The 16914-nt window shown below is 40.2% G+C and carries 13 protein-coding genes; 6 read left to right on the top strand and 7 right to left on the bottom strand.

The annotated features are described in order from the left end of the window. Positions 1-3 precede the first annotated feature (3 nt). Both B1F84_RS13120 and B1F84_RS13115 read right to left on the bottom strand, forming a co-directional pair. On the bottom strand, positions 4-384 hold the full coding sequence (locus tag B1F84_RS13120; protein ID WP_131691685.1) for a DUF3192 domain-containing protein: 381 nt from the start codon (positions 382-384) through the stop codon (positions 4-6). A 174-nt stretch (positions 385-558) separates the two neighbouring features. Then, positions 559-1503 carry a D-2-hydroxyacid dehydrogenase gene (locus B1F84_RS13115; RefSeq protein ID WP_131691684.1) on the bottom strand — a complete coding sequence of 315 codons (945 nt, stop codon included), beginning with the start codon at positions 1501-1503 and terminating at the stop codon, positions 559-561. Between the two features lie 439 nt (positions 1504-1942). Here B1F84_RS13115 and B1F84_RS13110 point away from each other — a divergent pair, with 439 nt between their 5' ends. Beyond that, on the top strand, positions 1943-3076 hold the full coding sequence (locus tag B1F84_RS13110; protein ID WP_076918458.1) for a 1-acyl-sn-glycerol-3-phosphate acyltransferase: 1134 nt from the start codon (positions 1943-1945) through the stop codon (positions 3074-3076). 98 nt (positions 3077-3174) lie between these two features. After that, positions 3175-3420, top strand: coding sequence for a DUF1289 domain-containing protein (locus tag B1F84_RS13105; RefSeq protein ID WP_036934167.1), 246 nt, complete (start codon positions 3175-3177; stop codon positions 3418-3420). On the opposite strand, the gene B1F84_RS13100 is transcribed toward B1F84_RS13105, so the two are convergent. Further along, on the bottom strand, positions 3417-4115 hold the full coding sequence (locus B1F84_RS13100; RefSeq protein ID WP_008467701.1) for a transporter substrate-binding domain-containing protein: 699 nt from the start codon (positions 4113-4115) through the stop codon (positions 3417-3419). The genes B1F84_RS13105 and B1F84_RS13100 overlap by 4 nt on opposite strands. A 209-nt stretch (positions 4116-4324) precedes the next feature. Here B1F84_RS13100 and B1F84_RS13095 point away from each other — a divergent pair, with 209 nt between their 5' ends. From B1F84_RS13095 to B1F84_RS13085, 3 genes are read left to right on the top strand one after another with little or no spacing between them, the layout of a single operon-like run. Further along, positions 4325-4528: a DUF3283 family protein gene (locus B1F84_RS13095; RefSeq protein WP_008113353.1), complete on the top strand. Its 204-nt coding sequence runs from the start codon at positions 4325-4327 to the stop codon at positions 4526-4528. A 12-nt stretch (positions 4529-4540) separates the two neighbouring features. Next, positions 4541-4948 (top strand): GNAT family N-acetyltransferase, encoded by a 408-nt coding sequence (locus tag B1F84_RS13090; protein ID WP_008467703.1) that lies wholly within the window; start codon positions 4541-4543, stop codon positions 4946-4948. 18 nt (positions 4949-4966) lie between these two features. Then, complete coding sequence (locus B1F84_RS13085) at positions 4967-9472, top strand: EAL domain-containing protein (RefSeq protein ID WP_131691683.1); 4506 nt, start codon at positions 4967-4969, stop codon at positions 9470-9472. 23 nt (positions 9473-9495) lie between these two features. On the opposite strand, the gene B1F84_RS13080 is transcribed toward B1F84_RS13085, so the two are convergent. Both B1F84_RS13080 and B1F84_RS13075 read right to left on the bottom strand, forming a co-directional pair. After that, positions 9496-10440 (bottom strand): ion transporter, encoded by a 945-nt coding sequence (locus tag B1F84_RS13080; protein ID WP_076918456.1) that lies wholly within the window; start codon positions 10438-10440, stop codon positions 9496-9498. An 8-nt stretch (positions 10441-10448) separates the two neighbouring features. Then, positions 10449-13115, bottom strand: a complete 2667-nt coding sequence (locus B1F84_RS13075) for a bifunctional acetate--CoA ligase family protein/GNAT family N-acetyltransferase (protein WP_131691682.1) — start codon at positions 13113-13115, stop codon at positions 10449-10451. A 426-nt stretch (positions 13116-13541) separates the two neighbouring features. Here B1F84_RS13075 and B1F84_RS13070 point away from each other — a divergent pair, with 426 nt between their 5' ends. After that, complete coding sequence (locus B1F84_RS13070; protein WP_131691681.1) at positions 13542-14258, top strand: SIMPL domain-containing protein; 717 nt, start codon at positions 13542-13544, stop codon at positions 14256-14258. Here the strand turns inward: B1F84_RS13070 and B1F84_RS13065 are convergent. Continuing rightward, positions 14250-14909: a hypothetical protein gene (locus B1F84_RS13065; RefSeq protein WP_131691680.1), complete on the bottom strand. Its 660-nt coding sequence runs from the start codon at positions 14907-14909 to the stop codon at positions 14250-14252. The two genes, B1F84_RS13070 and B1F84_RS13065, sit on opposite strands and share 9 nt — an antisense overlap. A 104-nt stretch (positions 14910-15013) precedes the next feature. Then, the gene (locus B1F84_RS13060; RefSeq protein WP_131691679.1) at positions 15014-16846 is read right to left on the bottom strand and encodes a DUF885 domain-containing protein; all 1833 of its coding nucleotides are present in this window, start codon (positions 16844-16846) and stop codon (positions 15014-15016) included. Positions 16847-16914 lie beyond the last annotated feature (68 nt).

Below are 16914 nucleotides of genomic sequence, written 5' to 3'. Positions count from 1 at the left end.
GGCTTAATTTGTCAGCATCAATAACGCTGAACTACCAATACCCACTAATTTATCATTTTTGAAAACGAGCGGTGTACATTCATCTTTGGTCATTTTTCCATCTGAATGAATGCTGTGTGTTGCGTAGAACAAGACTTGGTAAACATCATCCTGTTTTTTTAATAATTCAGTGAAGTTAGGTGTTTTTAGTTGGTTTAATACCGACTGATACGAGCTATCCATTGCCAAGCCTGAAATGATTTCACGATTATTTTTATGTGTTGCCTGCCAACCTGAAGAGCTATTACCTGCCCAATGACCCTCTGCTTCGCCATCTGATACAGCGATTACACAACCTGTTAAAAAAGGAGCGGTAAGTGCAGCGATTAAAAGTGTTTTTTTCATTTTTTATTACCCTAGATGATTAATTAAGATTAATATAGCAAAGACTAAGCCAGTTTTTAAATCTTTAAAAATCAATGGGTTGATTTTGTTGTGCGTAGTGGGTTAGTGGCTTTTTTAAAATATAAATCTAAAAAGCCACTTTTTAGTAATTTTGACTAAGTTACTTTTACGGCATTAAACCAAGCGGTTACGAGTCTCTTGTTGATTAAATGCTGCAATATTTAAACTCACTTCTTTTACCAAACGCACGATAGATTCAGTGCTCGCCCACGCGATATGCGGAGTAAGTAGTAAGTTATCACCGGTATAATTAGCCAAAGGGTTAGTTAGCTCAGCGGGCTCTTTGGTAAGCACATCAACGCCGGCACCGGCAATAATATTGGCTTTTAATGCTTCAACTAAGTCAGCTTCATTGATAATCCCACCGCGTGCGGTATTAATAATTAGCGCAGTTGGTTTCATCATTTTTAATTCATTAAGCGTAATTAAGTCGCGCGTTTCATCATTAAGTGGGCAGTGAACGCTAATAATATCCGCTGTTTTTATTGCTGTTTCAAACGGGGTGCGTCCGTTGCGACACGCTGCGCCTTTGCGCTCTGCAATAATCACATTGGCGCCAAACGCTTCAGCCACTTTAGATACTGCATTACCTAAAGTGCCACCACCAATAATGGCTAATGTTTTGCCCTGAAGGTCATTAAAGCTGTAATCCAGTCGGCAAAACATCTCACTTTTTTGCCATGCGCCTTGCTGACAATCTGCTTGATAGCGATGAGTATTACCTAATAAGTTAGTGATCAACGAAAAGGTATGCTGAACAACAGAAGGGGTTGAATAACCGGCAACATTAGTAACTGCAATGCCTAAGTCTTTCGCGGCATTTAAATCAACATTATTAGTACCCGTTGCACTAACACAAATGAGTTTCAACGATTTTAATTGCGTCATCGTGTCACGATTAATCACCACTTTGTTAGTGATTAAAACCTCTGCATTTTGGCTATGCGCTAATACTTGCTCAGGGCTAGTTAGCTGATGTACGGTGAGATCTCCAAGTGCTGAAATACCATCAAGTGAGGTGTTTGCCAGTGTTGCGTTATCAAGAATTGTTATTTTCACGGTATGTCCTAATAAGTGTATGTGTTAGAGAGGGAGTAGCCTCTGTAAGCAGATAAAAGATCATCATTTGATTGAATGTTATGGATTTATTTAGACTTAGCTTATTGTGTTCACATTAGCAGGTGTAAAGCCATATTTAAATGTGGTCTGCCCACTGAGGGTTAACTTGCATGTTATTATGATCAACTGCCTTGCTAAGTTAACTTGAACAAAGTGCTATTAGTAAGGTCTATCCATTTGAATTAATAATTAATAGCTATAGTTTATACACATGAGCAGTTAATCTGACAATGATGCTTAGTACTAAACTATAACGCTATGAAAACTCAGTAAATCGAACTTTAGTATTGCTAGTTTCGTATTTTTGCTTGAGTTATAATCAAAATCAGACATAACGGGGCGTTTTCGCGCGCCGTTTTTAACTTTGTAGATGCAGTAAATGATTGAATTAGAAGATAAGTACGCAGATATAAGACCTTACAATGACGATGAAGTTGCCGCCTCATTAACGCGATTAATTAACGATAATGCGTTTCTTGATGTGATAGCAAAGTATAATTTGCCACGCTTTATATCCGCAGTTGGGTTTTTAGCACGCGCTATAATAAAACATCAGTTGCGTAAAAAGTGGGGCAAAGTTAAAACAGTTGAAGATGTACAAAACGAAGTTGCGCATTATTTAAATAAATTAGTAAAGCGCACCACATCAAACGTAACCTTTTCGGGCTTAGAGGCGTTAGACCCTAATCAAGCCTATCTTTTTGTTTCAAACCACAGAGACATTGTACTTGACCCTGCATTGGTTAATTGGGGCCTTTATCAGCATAAAATGAAAACAGTGAGAATTGCGATTGGTGATAACTTACTGCAAATTCCTTACATTACTGAGCTTATGCGTTTAAATAAAAGCTTTATTGTAAAACGCTCAGCCAAAGCGCCAAAAGAGATGTTAAAAGCGCTTACTCAGTTATCGGCTTACATTTATGACTCACTCAGCAGTGGGCATTCTATTTGGATTGCTCAAAAAGAAGGCCGTGCCAAAGATGGCGTAGATCAAACCGATCCCGCACTGTTAAAAATGCTGCAACTAAATGGACGCAAACAAAAGAAAGAATTTGGCGAATACATCAAAGAGCTAAAAGTGGTGCCTGTTGCAATCTCTTATCAATACGAGCCATGTGCAATAGCCAAGGCAAAAGAGCTCTACCATAAACAGCATCATGGTAAATATGTGAAATCAGCGGGTGAAGATATTGCCAGCATTGTTGAAGGCTTTAGTTCAGCCAAAGGGCATGTGCACTTATCCTTTGGTCAACCAATTACATCGCATTGCGACAGTGCCGATGAATTGGCAAAAACCATTGATAAACAAATAATTGATTCTTTTTACTTACACCCAGGCAACTACATTGCGGGTGGTTGTACTGAAGCGGTAATAAATAAAAATGATGCAGCACAGTTTGCAGAGCGATTGGCAAAGGTACCAGAAGAATTAAGACCTCTGGTATTAGCGATGTACGCCAAACCGTATCACAGAAAAACACAAGTAGATGAACAAAGCTGTGAACATTAATTAACAGCTAAGATAAAAGCAGCAATTAATTTGCTGCTTTTTTTTTGCACAAAAATAGCGCTATACTCAAGCTATGCTTTTATATACCGGAGGGTTTTATGCAACAAATTGAAATATTTGATATTCCTAGCCCTTGTAAAGGTATTTGCTTGGTTAATAATCGGGGTTACTGCAAAGGATGCTATCGCAGTCGCGATGAGCGATTTTCGTGGAATTCGTTAACCAATGCGCAAAAAAAGAAAGTGTTGAGCTTATGCCAACAACGCTATAAACGTTATTTACAGCAAAAAAATAAAGCTGCGCAAGCCGCTTCGCCAGCACAGCAGCAAGGCTTTGATTTTTAAAACTGTAGCTTGTATTTTGATCTGAGTTTAGCGACTGTGCCGTTGTTGTGTAACTTCTCAAGTGTAGCCTCTAGCTGCTGGACAATACTCGCATGGCTGTTATGTAAATAATGATATAGCGGGTAGGTAGCAACCACTTGCTTTTCATAGCAGCCTAAAGCGGGAGGAATAGTTTTATTGGCCATTGCAAAATCAATCAGTAATGCGGCTTGTACTTTTTGCTGGATCAGTAAATTTAGCTGAGTGGTATTATTTTTTACTTCAATAACCTCGCCTTGAAAATCAATGCTGTCTAAATATCGCTGTTGTACAGGGTAGCTGGCTATAATGGCAACGCTATCGATTGTTTTAGTAGAGCTGGGCTCACAGTGTTTATAAAGCTCAAGGTTAAATTTAAATAACGGATAATTAACTCGAATTAAATTTTTGTAGGCACTTTCAATACTAATATCCCGAGCAAGCTGCCCAGCTAACATGCCATTATTTGCTGCAAATAATGCATTCTGGCGATTAAAATCGATAATATTTAATTTAAAGCCCATATCTGCATACGCTATTTGTAAAAGTTCAATAGTATAATTTGCTTGCTGGGTGTTCTGTGGGCGATTAAATGTATAGCTGTAACTATGACCAAATGACGGATTGCTAAACACTAAACATATTAATACCAGCAATCCTTTACAGTATTTAAACACGTCAGCACTTCCTGTCTTTTGGGGCAAATGGGTAAGCGAGTATAATAACAAATTGGCTGTCTTTTGCCCAGTTTGTCTTACCTAATATGCCTATAGCTCAGGCTTTGCTGCGTCACTTTGAATTGGTTACTTTTATTCGTTATAAAGTTAGTTTATTATCAGTTTAAACGTATAATCTAGGTTTTATTAAGCCAAGAATAGGGGTGATTGTGAGCTATAACCTGTGTGATTTACCACGAGAGCAAAAGTATCAGATTCAGCTAGATTACGAAGCTTCATTTTGGGCATATCAAATTAAGCGCGGCAAGAAAACGCGTGAGCAAGTTTATGACACCCTGCATAGCCGCCCGGTTGCAGAGCAAGGGTTTTTAAAGCAAAAGTTTGAGCAATATTTGGCACTTATGCTTAGTTAGAGTCTGCTTGCTATGATTGTTATTAAACAATTAGAACCAGTTAAAACTCCCTTAGTAAATAAGTTTTATACTTTGTATAAAGTTCGCGGTCGCGCCAATAAACAAGATCAACTGTGGGTCGCCTACGATAACCACACAATCATTGCGGCGTGCCGGTTACAACACAAACCGACTTTTTTATTTTTATCGACAGTTTTTGTGGCTCCTGCATACCGTTCCACTGGTGTAGCAACAAAGCTGTTAAGCACGCTTTTAAGTCAGCAAACCGACGCTGTTTTCACCTTCGCTTATCAACACATTACTGATTTTTATCAGACACTTGGTTTTAACCAGGTGTTAACATATACTCCTGCATTATTAACGCTATTTGATGCATATAAGCACCGAAATATTATCGCATTAAAATATCAGCAACCCTAAATCAGTAATAGGAAACACATGGGCATCAGTATTAATAGGTTTATCACAGCCATGTTTATGCTATTTATGCTCATAAGCGTTGCTGCAACAGCGCAAGTAAAACGGCTATCCCCAAGCGAAGGGTTATCTCAAAGTTACGTCAATACTATGCTTATCGATAATAATGGCTATTTATGGCTCTCTACTGAAGGGGGGCTAAATCGCTACGATGGCTATCAGGTTATTCCAATTAACGGCCCTAATGGTGAGTTAGAAGAAGCTATTATTGATCGCATATACCAAGATCCAGAAGGGCAAATTTGGATTGCTTCCTTATTAGCAGGGTTGTTCAGGTATGACCCGCAAACAGATACCTATCAGCAGTATTTAAAAAAACCAGTGACAGAAGAGCAAATTCTTCAGCAGTCTGTTTTTACCATGTTAGCCACAGATAACAAAACCTTGTGGGTTGGACAAGGGCGAGTGTTTGCACAACTCGATATAGCCAGTGGCTCAATTACTCCTTTATTTAAGCTACCTGAGCAATTTGAAAATGCGTTTGTGCGTACCTTGTTTCATTACAATGGCTATATCTTTATTGGTAGCACAGACGGTGCTTATGTATTTAACATTGCAACGCAACAAGTACGTCCGCTAGATCATTTAAGCGAAACCGATGTGCATATTTATCAAAACAATGTGAAGTCATTTGCACTAGGTGGTAATAACCAGTTATTGGTTGGAGCGGTTAAGGGCTTATACGCTGTTGATATTAGCAATCTAGAGGCACTATTTAAGAATAGTGAGCAGGCATTTACAAATGAAAAGCTACTGGCTGATTTGAATGTTTGGGATATAGATAATCAGCAGGGGGTTGTTGATTTAGCAACAGACAAAGGCCTTCTCAGCTTTAATTTAACCACCAAAACGGTGGTTAAAAATAAACGTATTCAACAAAGTAAATACACCCTTGCCGATACCAGTATTATTGATATGGTAAAAGATAAATCAGGCGGTATGTGGCTTGCGACTAAAACTGATGGTGCTTTTTATTTATCGGGTGATAACTATAAATTTTATAATGTAGAGGGCAGTGCTCTGGGAGGAGATGGATTTTCACATCACTCAGTTTGGGCAATTAAACAATTCCAAGATAAGTTATGGCTAGGTACACATAATGGTTTAACAGCGGTTGATATAAAAAATAACACCTCAAGGGTGTATTTAAAAGATTATAAAGTTGATTTACTAACCACTGAATTTACCGTTTTCAAAATTATGCCTTACAAAAATAAACTCTGGTTACACTCAAACCGAGGACTATTTATTTTTGACCCACAAACTCAGCAGCTTACCAAGCCTGAAACTGTCAGCCCCGAGAACCAAGTTTTTTTAAATGACTGGATGCATGGCATTACCTTGCTAGCAAATGGCGATTTATATTTTGTTCACCCTGATCATGGCATGTTTAAATATAATATTGATAGCCGGATTTTAACCCCATTAAAAGGCGAGTTTTCCCAATTTGACCCATTTTTAGCGCATGGCTTTTTACCGCCATTACCCTCACAGCCGCAGTGGCCATTATTTTTTAGTGGTGGGGTATTGTACCAATTTAACCCAGATGATCGCAGTTTAAACACCCTCTATAAAGTCCCCAAGCATCATGACAATGTTGCTGTGAGTATTCTTTCTTACGTTGAAGATAAGCAAGGGATACTGTGGCTTTCTTTATCTAACTTTGGTTTGATTGGAATTGATGCCAGCACTTATGAATTAGTACACACTATTGATTTAGATAAAAATAAACTAGGTACTCTATTATACGATATGGTGCTTGATGAAGAGGGAATGATTTGGATGAGCAGCCATAAGGGAATATGGCGATTAAACCCGAGCACCATTCATTTTCAGCAATTCACTACATCAGATGGGGTGCTTTCTGCTGAATTTAATAGTGGTGCTATGGCTAAATTAAATGATGGACGAATTGCCTATGGTAGCCTTAAAGGCTTTACCTATTTTGATCCTAAAGATAATAAAAATAGCCAAGGTTTATTAGATCACGTCAACATTACCCGTATCAATTTAATGTCTCGAGACTTGTCGCTTAATTTACAACAGCCATTAAAAAATATTATTTTAAATCATGATGATATAGGGCTTGAAATTGCATTTTCAGCGATGTCATTTAGTTTTCAAGAACGTATTATTTACGAGTATCAGCTCGACAAGGGTAAAAAAAGTTATACCCGTAATAATCGCGTGGTGTTTCCTAAATTAAATCCCGGCAGCTACCAGTTAAAGGTCTGGGCAAAGGATCCGCTGACGGGTGAGTATACCCCACCAGCAACGTTAAACATTAAAGTGAAATACCCGTTATGGCGCGCCCCTTACTTTTTAGCACTGTATGCTATTTTATTGATCACTGTAGTGACTGCATGGGTGATGAGACGTAATAAAATACAGCGTATTTTATTAGCTGCACACAAAGAAAGCCAAGATAGCGAGGCACGTTTAAAGCTTGCGCTAGAGGGAAGTGAGTCGGGTGTTTGGGATTGGCAAGCGAGTCAATTAAATATTTATCAGCCTAGATTGGTCAACGAATTAGGTTATGAGGACGACTCAGTCAGTTTAGATGACTACTTAGACAAAGTTCATCCACAAGAGCGTGCCATTTTTAGGTTGGAGTGGTTAGAATTTTTATCAACCGACAAAGGATACTTTAACTGTACTTACAGACTACGTCATGCCAAAGGTCATTGGCGCTGGTACAAAGACTTTGGCAAAGTGGTTGAATGGGATGAAACAACACCGCAAAAAGTAGCGGGTACGTATACTAATATGACACGTGAAATGGTGTTTGAAGAACACGCTCGATTATTTACCGCCGCGTTTGAACAAACCCGAGATTGGGTATTTATTTTAGATAAAAACTTTAACATACGTGCTTCAAATAAGTCGCTGCAAACGGCTTTTGCTGTATCGGCAGAGCCTCGTTCAACTCGCTCGCTTAATTTAGGCATGACTCGCAGCAGCTATTTTGACTATTTACGCATTATGCAAAAGCTTGAAGTAGGCGAGCACTTCTCATGTGAAGACACTGTGGTACTGGCTAATAAAGAGCAGCGTCATGTGTTAGTTAAAATAAGCGCTGTAGCGGATGAAAGTAAAAGGTTGAGTAGCTATGTGGTTATTTTAACGGATATTCATGCGCAAAAATCAGCTGAGAACGAGCTGCATCTATTAACTAATTACGATTCATTAACGGGCTTGCCAAATAGAACCTTGTTTAATGACCGAGCTGTGCATGCCATAGATCAAGCGCGTCGTCATAACAGCAAAGTCGCTCTATTACACGTAAATATAAAACGCTTTAAATACTTTAATGACTCATTTGGTACAGAAAACGCCGATGAAATCATTAAGCTGGTGGCAAACCGTTTAAAAACAGCATTACGCCCCTGCGATAGCATAGCGCGTTTAGGTGGTGATGAATTTGTTATTTTAGTTGAAGACATTCAGCAAATAGAAGAAGTGTTACTTATATGCACCAAGCTTATGGATTGCGTGAGTAAAGACATTGCTATGAATAACCAAAATGTAAATGTGCACCTAAGTATTGGTGTGGCGCTTTTCCCCGATGACGCCCAGCACTATAAAGCGCTGTTAAAGGCATCAAATGTGGCGCTCTATTATGCTAAAGATGGCTTAGAAGGGTGTTACAAGTTTTACAAACAAGAGATGAATCAGCGAGTTGAAAGAGCGCTGCATTTAGAGTCGCAATTGATCAAAGCGTATCACGAGCACGAATTTTGTAATTACTATCAACCTATAATTAGTACATCTACACAAAAGACCGTGGGCTTTGAGGTGTTACTGCGCTGGCCTGAAAACCAACTCGCCAGTACCCAAGAGTTCGCAAATGTGGCTGAAAATATTGGTTTAATTACCAAAATAATGCTGCAAACATTTAAACGAGCACTTGTACAATTGGTGCGTTGGCGCACAGTGAACCCCAATTTATATTTATCAATTAATCTATCTGCACTTGATTTTGAGTTTACAGGGCTTGTACCTGAAATTAGTCAGGCACTGAGTAATGCGGCACTGCCGCCCGAGGCTATTGTGTTTGAAATAACAGAGTCTATTTTAATGCGAGACTCAGACTATGCGCTTAAAAATATGGATGCACTAAAGCAGCTTGGATGTAAGCTATATATGGATGACTTTGGAACGGGTTATGCCTCATTAACGTATTTAAAGCGCTTCCCGATTGATGTATTAAAGATTGATCGTAGTTTTGTGCAAGATATTGGTATTGATTCAGATAATGAAGCGATTATTCAATCCACTCTGACTTTAGCCAGCAGTTTAGGTAAAGAGTGTATTGCTGAGGGGGTTGAAAGCGCGCACCAACTGGCCTTTTTAAAAGCTCAAGGCTGCAGCTACTTTCAAGGTTATTTGTTCAGTAAAGCGGTGCCTAAAGAGCAGGTGCTTGAGCTCATTGAACGCGATTGGCAGCCTGTATTTTCACAAGCTTAAAATACCGCTTTATCTATATTTAATTAAGGCCGCTTACCACAATGGCGACAAAATAAGTGTGAGCTGCGTTTATTAAGCTCCGCTTTTATCGCTTTATTAGCCTCTAACTTACTTAACCCAAGTTTGTAGCGAAGATCTTCTAGGTGATGTAACTGCTCGTTAGTGAGTTTACCATCGGTTATTTGCTCATGGGTGGCATCTTCAAATAGCTGGCGACGTTTGCGTATTTGCTCTGAAAAGCTCGATGCCAATAAACCAGTGGGTATAGCCACCATGCCCATACTTACCAGAGTGATAACGCCACCGAACAGTTTACCAATGGGTGTTATTGGCACAACATCACCATAGCCTACTGTAGTAAGTGTTGCCATTGCCCACCACATTGCGGCCGGAATTGAGCCGAACTTGTCTGGTTGAATGTCATGCTCTAATAAATAAATACCGCAAGAAGCTAAAATAAGCACCACCGACATAATAAAAAATGCGGCTAATAATGAACTTGATTCATCAATAAATGCCTGTAATAACAACTGCATTGCCCGAGAATAACGAGTCAGTTTAAATACGCGTAATAAACGTAGTACGCGTAAAAAACGTAAGTCTAAAGCAAAGAAAAACATTAACAAGCTTGGCAAAATGGCGATTAAATCGATGATAGCTAGTGGTGAAAAAATATAGCGGATCCGCTTTTGCGTATTGGAGCAATTCATAGAGGCATACTTTACTCTATCTACACAGGTCCAAGCACGTATGAGGTATTCAGCACTAAATATGGCAACCGATACCAGTTCTAACATCAAAAACTCGTTATAGTATGCGGTAGCAATGCTGTGAACTGATTCGAGTACGATGGCCACTACATTTATCATAATAATAGTGATTAGTAGGGCATCTAAAAAATGACCGGCCCGTTGGTACTTTCCTGACGCTTCAAATACTTGATTAATGGTTTGTCTGAGTTTTTGCATAATAATTATTACAATGTGAGCAGCATGTTGATACTGCCTTCTTCAAAATCACGACTAATTTTAAACCCGAGTTTACGAGCTAGCTCAATCATGCCGGTGTTTTCAGGGAGGGTGATCCCCTCAACGGTTTTTACCCCTTGGCGCTTACAATGAGAAATTGCTGCATTCATTAAAATACGGCCTAACCCAAGCCCTTGGCAATCAGAACGTACTACAATAGCAAACTCTGCTTGTAAGTTATCAGGATCCATAATCACTCGCGAAACCCCTAATGTCTGTTGTTGCTCGTCTTGTGTTTGGGTAACAATAAACGCCATTTCGCGGTCGTAATCAATTTGTGTCATTTTAGCGAGTTGATCGTGGTTAAACTGAGGTAACTCACCAAAAAAGCGCTTATACCTATCTTCTTTGGTTAATGACTGATCAAACGCTTGATGTGCTTGCTCATCTTCAGGTTTAATTGGTCTGAGCGTTGCTAAGGTGTCATTTTTTAGGGTAACCGTTTCAACCAGCTCAATAGGGTAAGGGCGAATAGATAAACGTTTTCGGTGTGCCTGAATTTGATATTGGCTCAAGTTCATGGTGGCATCAAGTACTAAAAACTGGCCATTACTAGCTAAAATAGGATTAAGCTCTAATGAGGTAATATCCGGTTGATCAACCACTAATTGAGAAATTCGGGTTAGTAGTGAACACAAACGATATTTATCAACTTTTTCAGGTAGCACGCGATCTTTAAGCACGCCTTTATCATGGGCAGCGGCAATTAAGTATTTAGCTAGGTTCATATTCAATGGTGGCAAAGCGACTGCAGCCTGTGCATATTCAAGCCCTGTACCAGCTTCACCTAATAAAATAACTGGGCCAAAATTAGGCTCGGTTTTAATGGCTATACGCAGCTCGTTGGCGCCTGCTCGAGGTGCCATTTTTTGTAATGAAAAACCATCTATAATGGCATCAGGGTAGGTGTTTTTTATTCTTAACAGCATGGCAAATGCGGTTTGTTCTACCTCTTGCGCATCATTGAGGTTTAGTACGACACCCCCGACTTCAGACTTAGAGGGAATACTGGGACTCATCAGCTTTAATGCCACCGGAAAACCTAGCTCTATTGCTTGTTCTTTGGCCTCAGTTGGAGTGTAGGCAACTTCAGTTTGAATACAGTCAATGCCGTAACTACTTAAAATATGACTCGCCTGATGGGTCGATAAGTAATGCTGCTCATCAGCTAAAAACTCTTTTATAGTCGCTTTCGCTGCCGCTTTATTAATAGTGGCATCGTCAGTATTTGATTCTGGTGTTTGAGTTAAATGCTTTTGGTTACGACGGTAGCTTACTAGGTGCATAAAGGCACCTACCGCACCTTCTGGGGTGCGGTAGGTAGGGATGGCATTATTAGCGCAGATGCGTCTGGCTGCGAAGGCGGCATCTTCGCCCATAAAGTTAGTAATCACATAGGGGCGTGCCATTTTCGGTAATTTATTTAGCGCCTCAACAATAACCTGAGCGTAACTTTCACTTGGGGCCAATGCCGATGGAGTGTGGATGATCAGTAAGTTTTTAACTTCTTTAGCATTTAGTAATATTTCCAACGCATGCTTGTAACGCACTGGCGCCGAATCACCAAATATATCAACCGGATTGGCTGCAGTGTCTGAATGCGGGATCACTTTATTGAGTGCTTCGCGAGTTTCATCACTGAGCTGAGCCAGTTTTCCAGAGCTTTGAATGAGTTCATCAACCGCCATTACTCCAGGGCCGCCACCATTGGTTAATATGGTAAGTTGCTCTACTTGCAGCAACTTAGGATGCATGGCCAAGGTTTGAGTGGCGGCAAAAAGCTCACGTAAGTCGTTTACTCTTAGCATCCCCGCGCGTTGAAACATGGCATCATATACTGCATCGGAGCTTTGTTTTCCGCCAGTATGTATTTCAGCAGCGAGAGCCCCTGCACTGGTTCTGCCGGTTTTAATAGCAATAACCGGTTTAGAAAATGCGGCTGCACGAGCCGCAGAAATAAAGCTGCGAATATCATTAATATTATCGATGTACAGTAAGATAGCTTTGGTTTTAGCATCACGGCCTAAAAAGTCGAGTATTTCGTCAAACTCAATATCTAAACAATCCCCCATAGATACAAAGTATGAAAAGCCAATTTCTTTATTTTTAGCCCAATCAAGAATCGTTGAACAAACAGCCGCTGATTGCGACACAAAAGCCAGTTTACCTGGCGTGGCAACGGTGTGCGAAAAACTCGCGTTTAAGCCTATATGCGGAATAAGTAACCCCAAGCAATTTGAGCCAAGTAGGGTAACTTTATGCTTCGCCGCGCTCTCTTTAAGTGCCTGTTTTTGAACTGTAGTTAAGCCATCCGCAATAATAATGGCGCTATGACAGCCAAGCGTTCCTAGTTGCTCAATAATTTTCATTAAGGTGTTTTTATTGGTACAGATAACCGCTAAATCAGGCACTTTAGGTAAGGCTTCAATACTAGGATAAGCCAGCACGCCATGCACCGCTGTATGATTGGGTGTAACGGGCATAATTGGCCCTTTAAAGCCACCTTGAAGTAAGTTTCGCATAACCACATTACCTGCACGAGTGGCGGTGTTTGATGCCCCAATAACAGCGACAGAGCTTGGGTTAAAAAACTGGCTAATACGTTTTAGACTCATTGCGTTTCCTTGGCTGATTAAGTTTTGCGTTCTGTACTGCCTCAATGTAACCTGTTTAATGTGTTTTTTCGAGCGTGAACATGCTTATTATTGATATTAGGGTCTGTTGACCTTTCAAGGTTAAACTTGCAGCAGTCTGTTTGGTATTTAGGCAAGGCAGAGCCTATGTGGTGTGGTTATTCCCCATAAATAGGCGATAACGCAGCATAAATGCCAAACAGGCGCTGCCCGAAGGGTTCTGCCTAGGGGCGATTTACTCTTTGTTGCCTACATGGATGTAGGTAAGGGGCGTGAGCAGGACGCGGAAGCTTTGCTCGGTTTTTACTTAGCCCATAGGTTACAAACCTCGCGCCGCGATTAAATCGCCCCTAGTTTGAACAAGTTTTAATCCGCAAAGGTCAACAGACCCTAATCAAGGAGAGTGAAGTGAATAAAATATCGAATGTAACCGTTGTTATGGCAGCAGTTTGTTTAAGCATCGGCTTAATTGCATTGGGCTTTATTATAAAAGGAGCCGCGCTTGATATTAAAGGTATGGAGCGTACAGTTCAGGTAAAAGGTTTAGCAGAGCGTGAAGTGGTCGCTGATACTGTTATTTGGCCGCTGCAGTTTAATGATGCCGATAACAACCTTGAGCAGCTAGTTGAGCGAGTTGAGCAAAAAAACGATGCCGTAATTGCCTTTTTAAAGTTACATGGCTTTGACGATGAAGAAATATCGACAGGCACTCAATCTATTATTGATAAGCAAGCGCGTGAATACGCGAACGACAACCAAAAATTTAGGTATGTTATTAGCTCAAATATTATTGTGTACTCTAATGCCCCTGATAAAGTTAAAAACGCACTGAGTAAAGTGAGCCAGTTAGCTAAGCAAAATATAGCCATAGTGCAAGATAACTATCAAACCCGTATCGAATATCTATTTACTGGGCTTAACGATATAAAACCTGCCATGGTACAAGAGGCCACAGAAAAAGCCCGTGAAGTAGCAAATAAATTCGCGAAAGATTCAAACTCCCTATTAGGTAAAATTAAAACCGCACGCCAGGGGCAATTTAGCATTAGCGATCGGGATTCAAACACACCGCAAATTAAAAATGTTCGCGTGGTTACCAGCGTAGAATATTACTTATCAGACTAGTGCCGCTATTTGCTCAGTAGAGCGCTGTAAATAAGCGGCGCTTAGCAGCAAGGTTATGTCGCTTGGGGGGTTATTTTTTAATGCCTCAAGCAATTGTAATTTTGCCGTAGGATTTTGTTTTTGTTCTATTTCCATTAATGCCAGTAAGGCAGAAAACTCATGTTTTACCGGTATGTTGGGCTTATGTGCATAAGCGATATAATTGGCCACCGGAGTCAGCCCGTGCTGATTGGTTTGCGCCAATGCATGCAGTAACTCTTCATTCGATTCAAATAACATTAACGAGCGAACATAGTTAAAAGGCAATTGGCTCGGCGCTGCGTGCTTAAACACATTATGCAACACGTTATTGCCGTGCTTATCTGTACTGATAAAGCCTTTATTTAATTTAAGCGCAGGGGTAAAAAAGCTCAATGCATCTAAACTGGTTAGCTGTTCAATAAACAGCGCTGGTGGCGTATTGCTCGCTAAAATTCGCACGGCAATGTTTTGCATAAAATCGTATTTAATACTCATGCGTAACGCGCTCTCAAACAGGTAATTAAGCTGCATCACTTGTTGTGCGTCAGTGAGCTTTTTAAAGTCGTTATCAAGCTCATCAAACTGTTGTTGTTTAATACGCGCATTGAGTAGCTGTATGCTTAGATCCATTCTGTTCTCCTTGAATACCTACTTTATCCTAGCTTAATTTTTTGCTTTATAAAACAAAAGGCCGCAATTGCGACCTTTTATACCTTTAAGTAAATACTTAAAAATTAAGCTTGTTTGCTAGCAACCCACTCATCAACAAAGTTTTCTAGTACGTTCAATGGTACAGGGCCATTTTTAAGCACTACGTCGTGGAACTGACGAATATCAAACTTGTCGCCAAGCTGCTTTTTAGCTGCTTCACGTAGTTCTAAAATTTTCAGCATACCCACTTTGTAAGCCGTTGCTTGTGATGGCATTACAATATGACGTTCAACCATTTTCACACCGTCAGAAGTGGCGTTAGGAGTATTGTTAACGTAGTAATCAATACCTTCTTGGCGAGTCCACTTCATTGCGTGAATACCGGTATCAACCACTAGACGACAGGCGCGCCATAACTCCATAGCTAAACGACCAAAATCTGAATACGGGTCTTCGTAAAGGCCCATTTCTTTTGGTAGTAACTCTGAGTATAAACCCCAACCTTCAATGTAGGCTGTGTAACCACCAAACTTACGGAACTTAGGCACGCCTTCTAATTCTTGTGAAATAGCAATTTGCATGTGATGACCCGGAATACCCTCATGATAAGCGAGAGCTTCCATTTGGTAAGTTGGCATTGCTTCCATGTCATAGAGGTTGGCGTAGTAAATACCTGGGCGTGAACCATCTGGCGCAGGTTGTTGATAAAACGCTTTACCCGCCGCTTTTTCACGGAAAGCTTCAACACGTTTTACTATCATGTCGGCTTTTGGCTTTACAATAAACAGCTCATCTAAGCGTGTTTTCATGTTATCAATTAAGCCTTTAGCTTCACTTAGGTACTGCGCTTTACCCGCTTCAGTATTAGCAAGGTAAAATTGCTTGTCGGTTTTCATAAACTGCATAAAGGCGTTTAAGTCACCCTCAAAGCCAACTTTATCTTTGATGGCACGCATTTCATCATGAATACGTGACACTTCGGCAAGGCCAATGGCATGAATTTCTTTTGCTGTAAGGTCTGTCGTGGTAGTGCGTTTAAGCGCGTTATTGTAAAACGCTTCGCCATCAGGGAATTTCCAAGCACCGTCACGGTCATCAGCACGCTTTTCTAGCTGTGCAATGTAGTTAATTAACTTAGAGTAAGCAGGTTTAACTGCTGTTTTTAATGCATCAGTCGCTTTACTAATAAGTGCATCTTTTTCAGCTTGGTCGATTTCTAATGCATTTACTTTACGTTTAAAGTCAGCTAATAGCGTAGAATCTTCACCTTGTTCAAACGGCGCACCTTTAATGATGTTTTTGCTTGAATCAATCACGTGTGGAAATACAAATTTAGGCGCGATGATGTTTTTATCGGCGCGAATTTCTAAGCCGGTAATAAGTTGATCAAATACACCCGGCACGCCATTTAAACGAGCAATATAATCGTTTGCTTCTTTTACGTTGCTAATTTGATGCTGGTTAATTAAAAAAGCCGGCACCATAGAGTGCGTACCAAACATTTGGTTTACTGGGTAGTTATGGTAACGCCATTTAAAATCAGCAATGCTAGCTTCTAAATCTTGTTTTTTTAAATCATAACTTACTTGAGTAGCTGCATCTAATTGCGCACGGTCAATGCTGTTGAGCGTGACCAAATCGGCTTTAGTTTGTGCCAAGTCTTTAAGCGCTTTTTCTTCGCTGTTGTCATCCCATTTATCGTAATCTTTTTTGATGCCCATGTAGGTTTGATAAACTGGGCTGCTCATTACATCACGATCAAAAGTGTCTTCAAAAAAAGCATTCGCTTTATCAATTTCACTTTGTACAGGTTGAGCTTGAACCGCAGGTGCAGGCGTTGATTGTTGTGTTGCTTGTTGGCAACCTGCAAGCAGTGCCACGCTTACCGTGGCAGCAATTAGAGTAAGTTTACGCATTCGTTTCCCTTTTGTTGTTAGAAACCCATTAGGGTATTTTAATTTTTCATGTATTTACTTTACATGCG

Source organism: Pseudoalteromonas sp. DL-6 (assembly GCF_004328665.1).
GTDB lineage: Bacteria > Pseudomonadota > Gammaproteobacteria > Enterobacterales > Alteromonadaceae > Pseudoalteromonas.
Note: the sequence above shows the minus strand (reverse complement) of the source record. Positions and strands in the feature narration are given on the sequence as shown.

Excerpts from the sequence above, each read along its gene's own strand:
- B1F84_RS13120 (WP_131691685.1), bottom strand. The coding sequence starts at position 384 with ATGAAAAAAACACTTTTAATCGCTGCACTTACCGCTCCTTTTTTAACA.
- B1F84_RS13110 (WP_076918458.1), top strand. The coding sequence starts at position 1,943 with ATGATTGAATTAGAAGATAAGTACGCAGATATAAGACCTTACAATGAC.
- B1F84_RS13105 (WP_036934167.1), top strand. The coding sequence starts at position 3,175 with ATGCAACAAATTGAAATATTTGATATTCCTAGCCCTTGTAAAGGTATT.
- B1F84_RS13090 (WP_008467703.1), top strand. The coding sequence starts at position 4,541 with ATGATTGTTATTAAACAATTAGAACCAGTTAAAACTCCCTTAGTAAAT.
- B1F84_RS13085 (WP_131691683.1), top strand. The coding sequence starts at position 4,967 with ATGGGCATCAGTATTAATAGGTTTATCACAGCCATGTTTATGCTATTT.
- B1F84_RS13080 (WP_076918456.1), bottom strand. The coding sequence starts at position 10,440 with ATGCAAAAACTCAGACAAACCATTAATCAAGTATTTGAAGCGTCAGGA.
- B1F84_RS13075 (WP_131691682.1), bottom strand. The coding sequence starts at position 13,115 with ATGAGTCTAAAACGTATTAGCCAGTTTTTTAACCCAAGCTCTGTCGCT.
- B1F84_RS13065 (WP_131691680.1), bottom strand. The coding sequence starts at position 14,909 with ATGGATCTAAGCATACAGCTACTCAATGCGCGTATTAAACAACAACAG.
- B1F84_RS13060 (WP_131691679.1), bottom strand. The coding sequence starts at position 16,846 with ATGCGTAAACTTACTCTAATTGCTGCCACGGTAAGCGTGGCACTGCTT.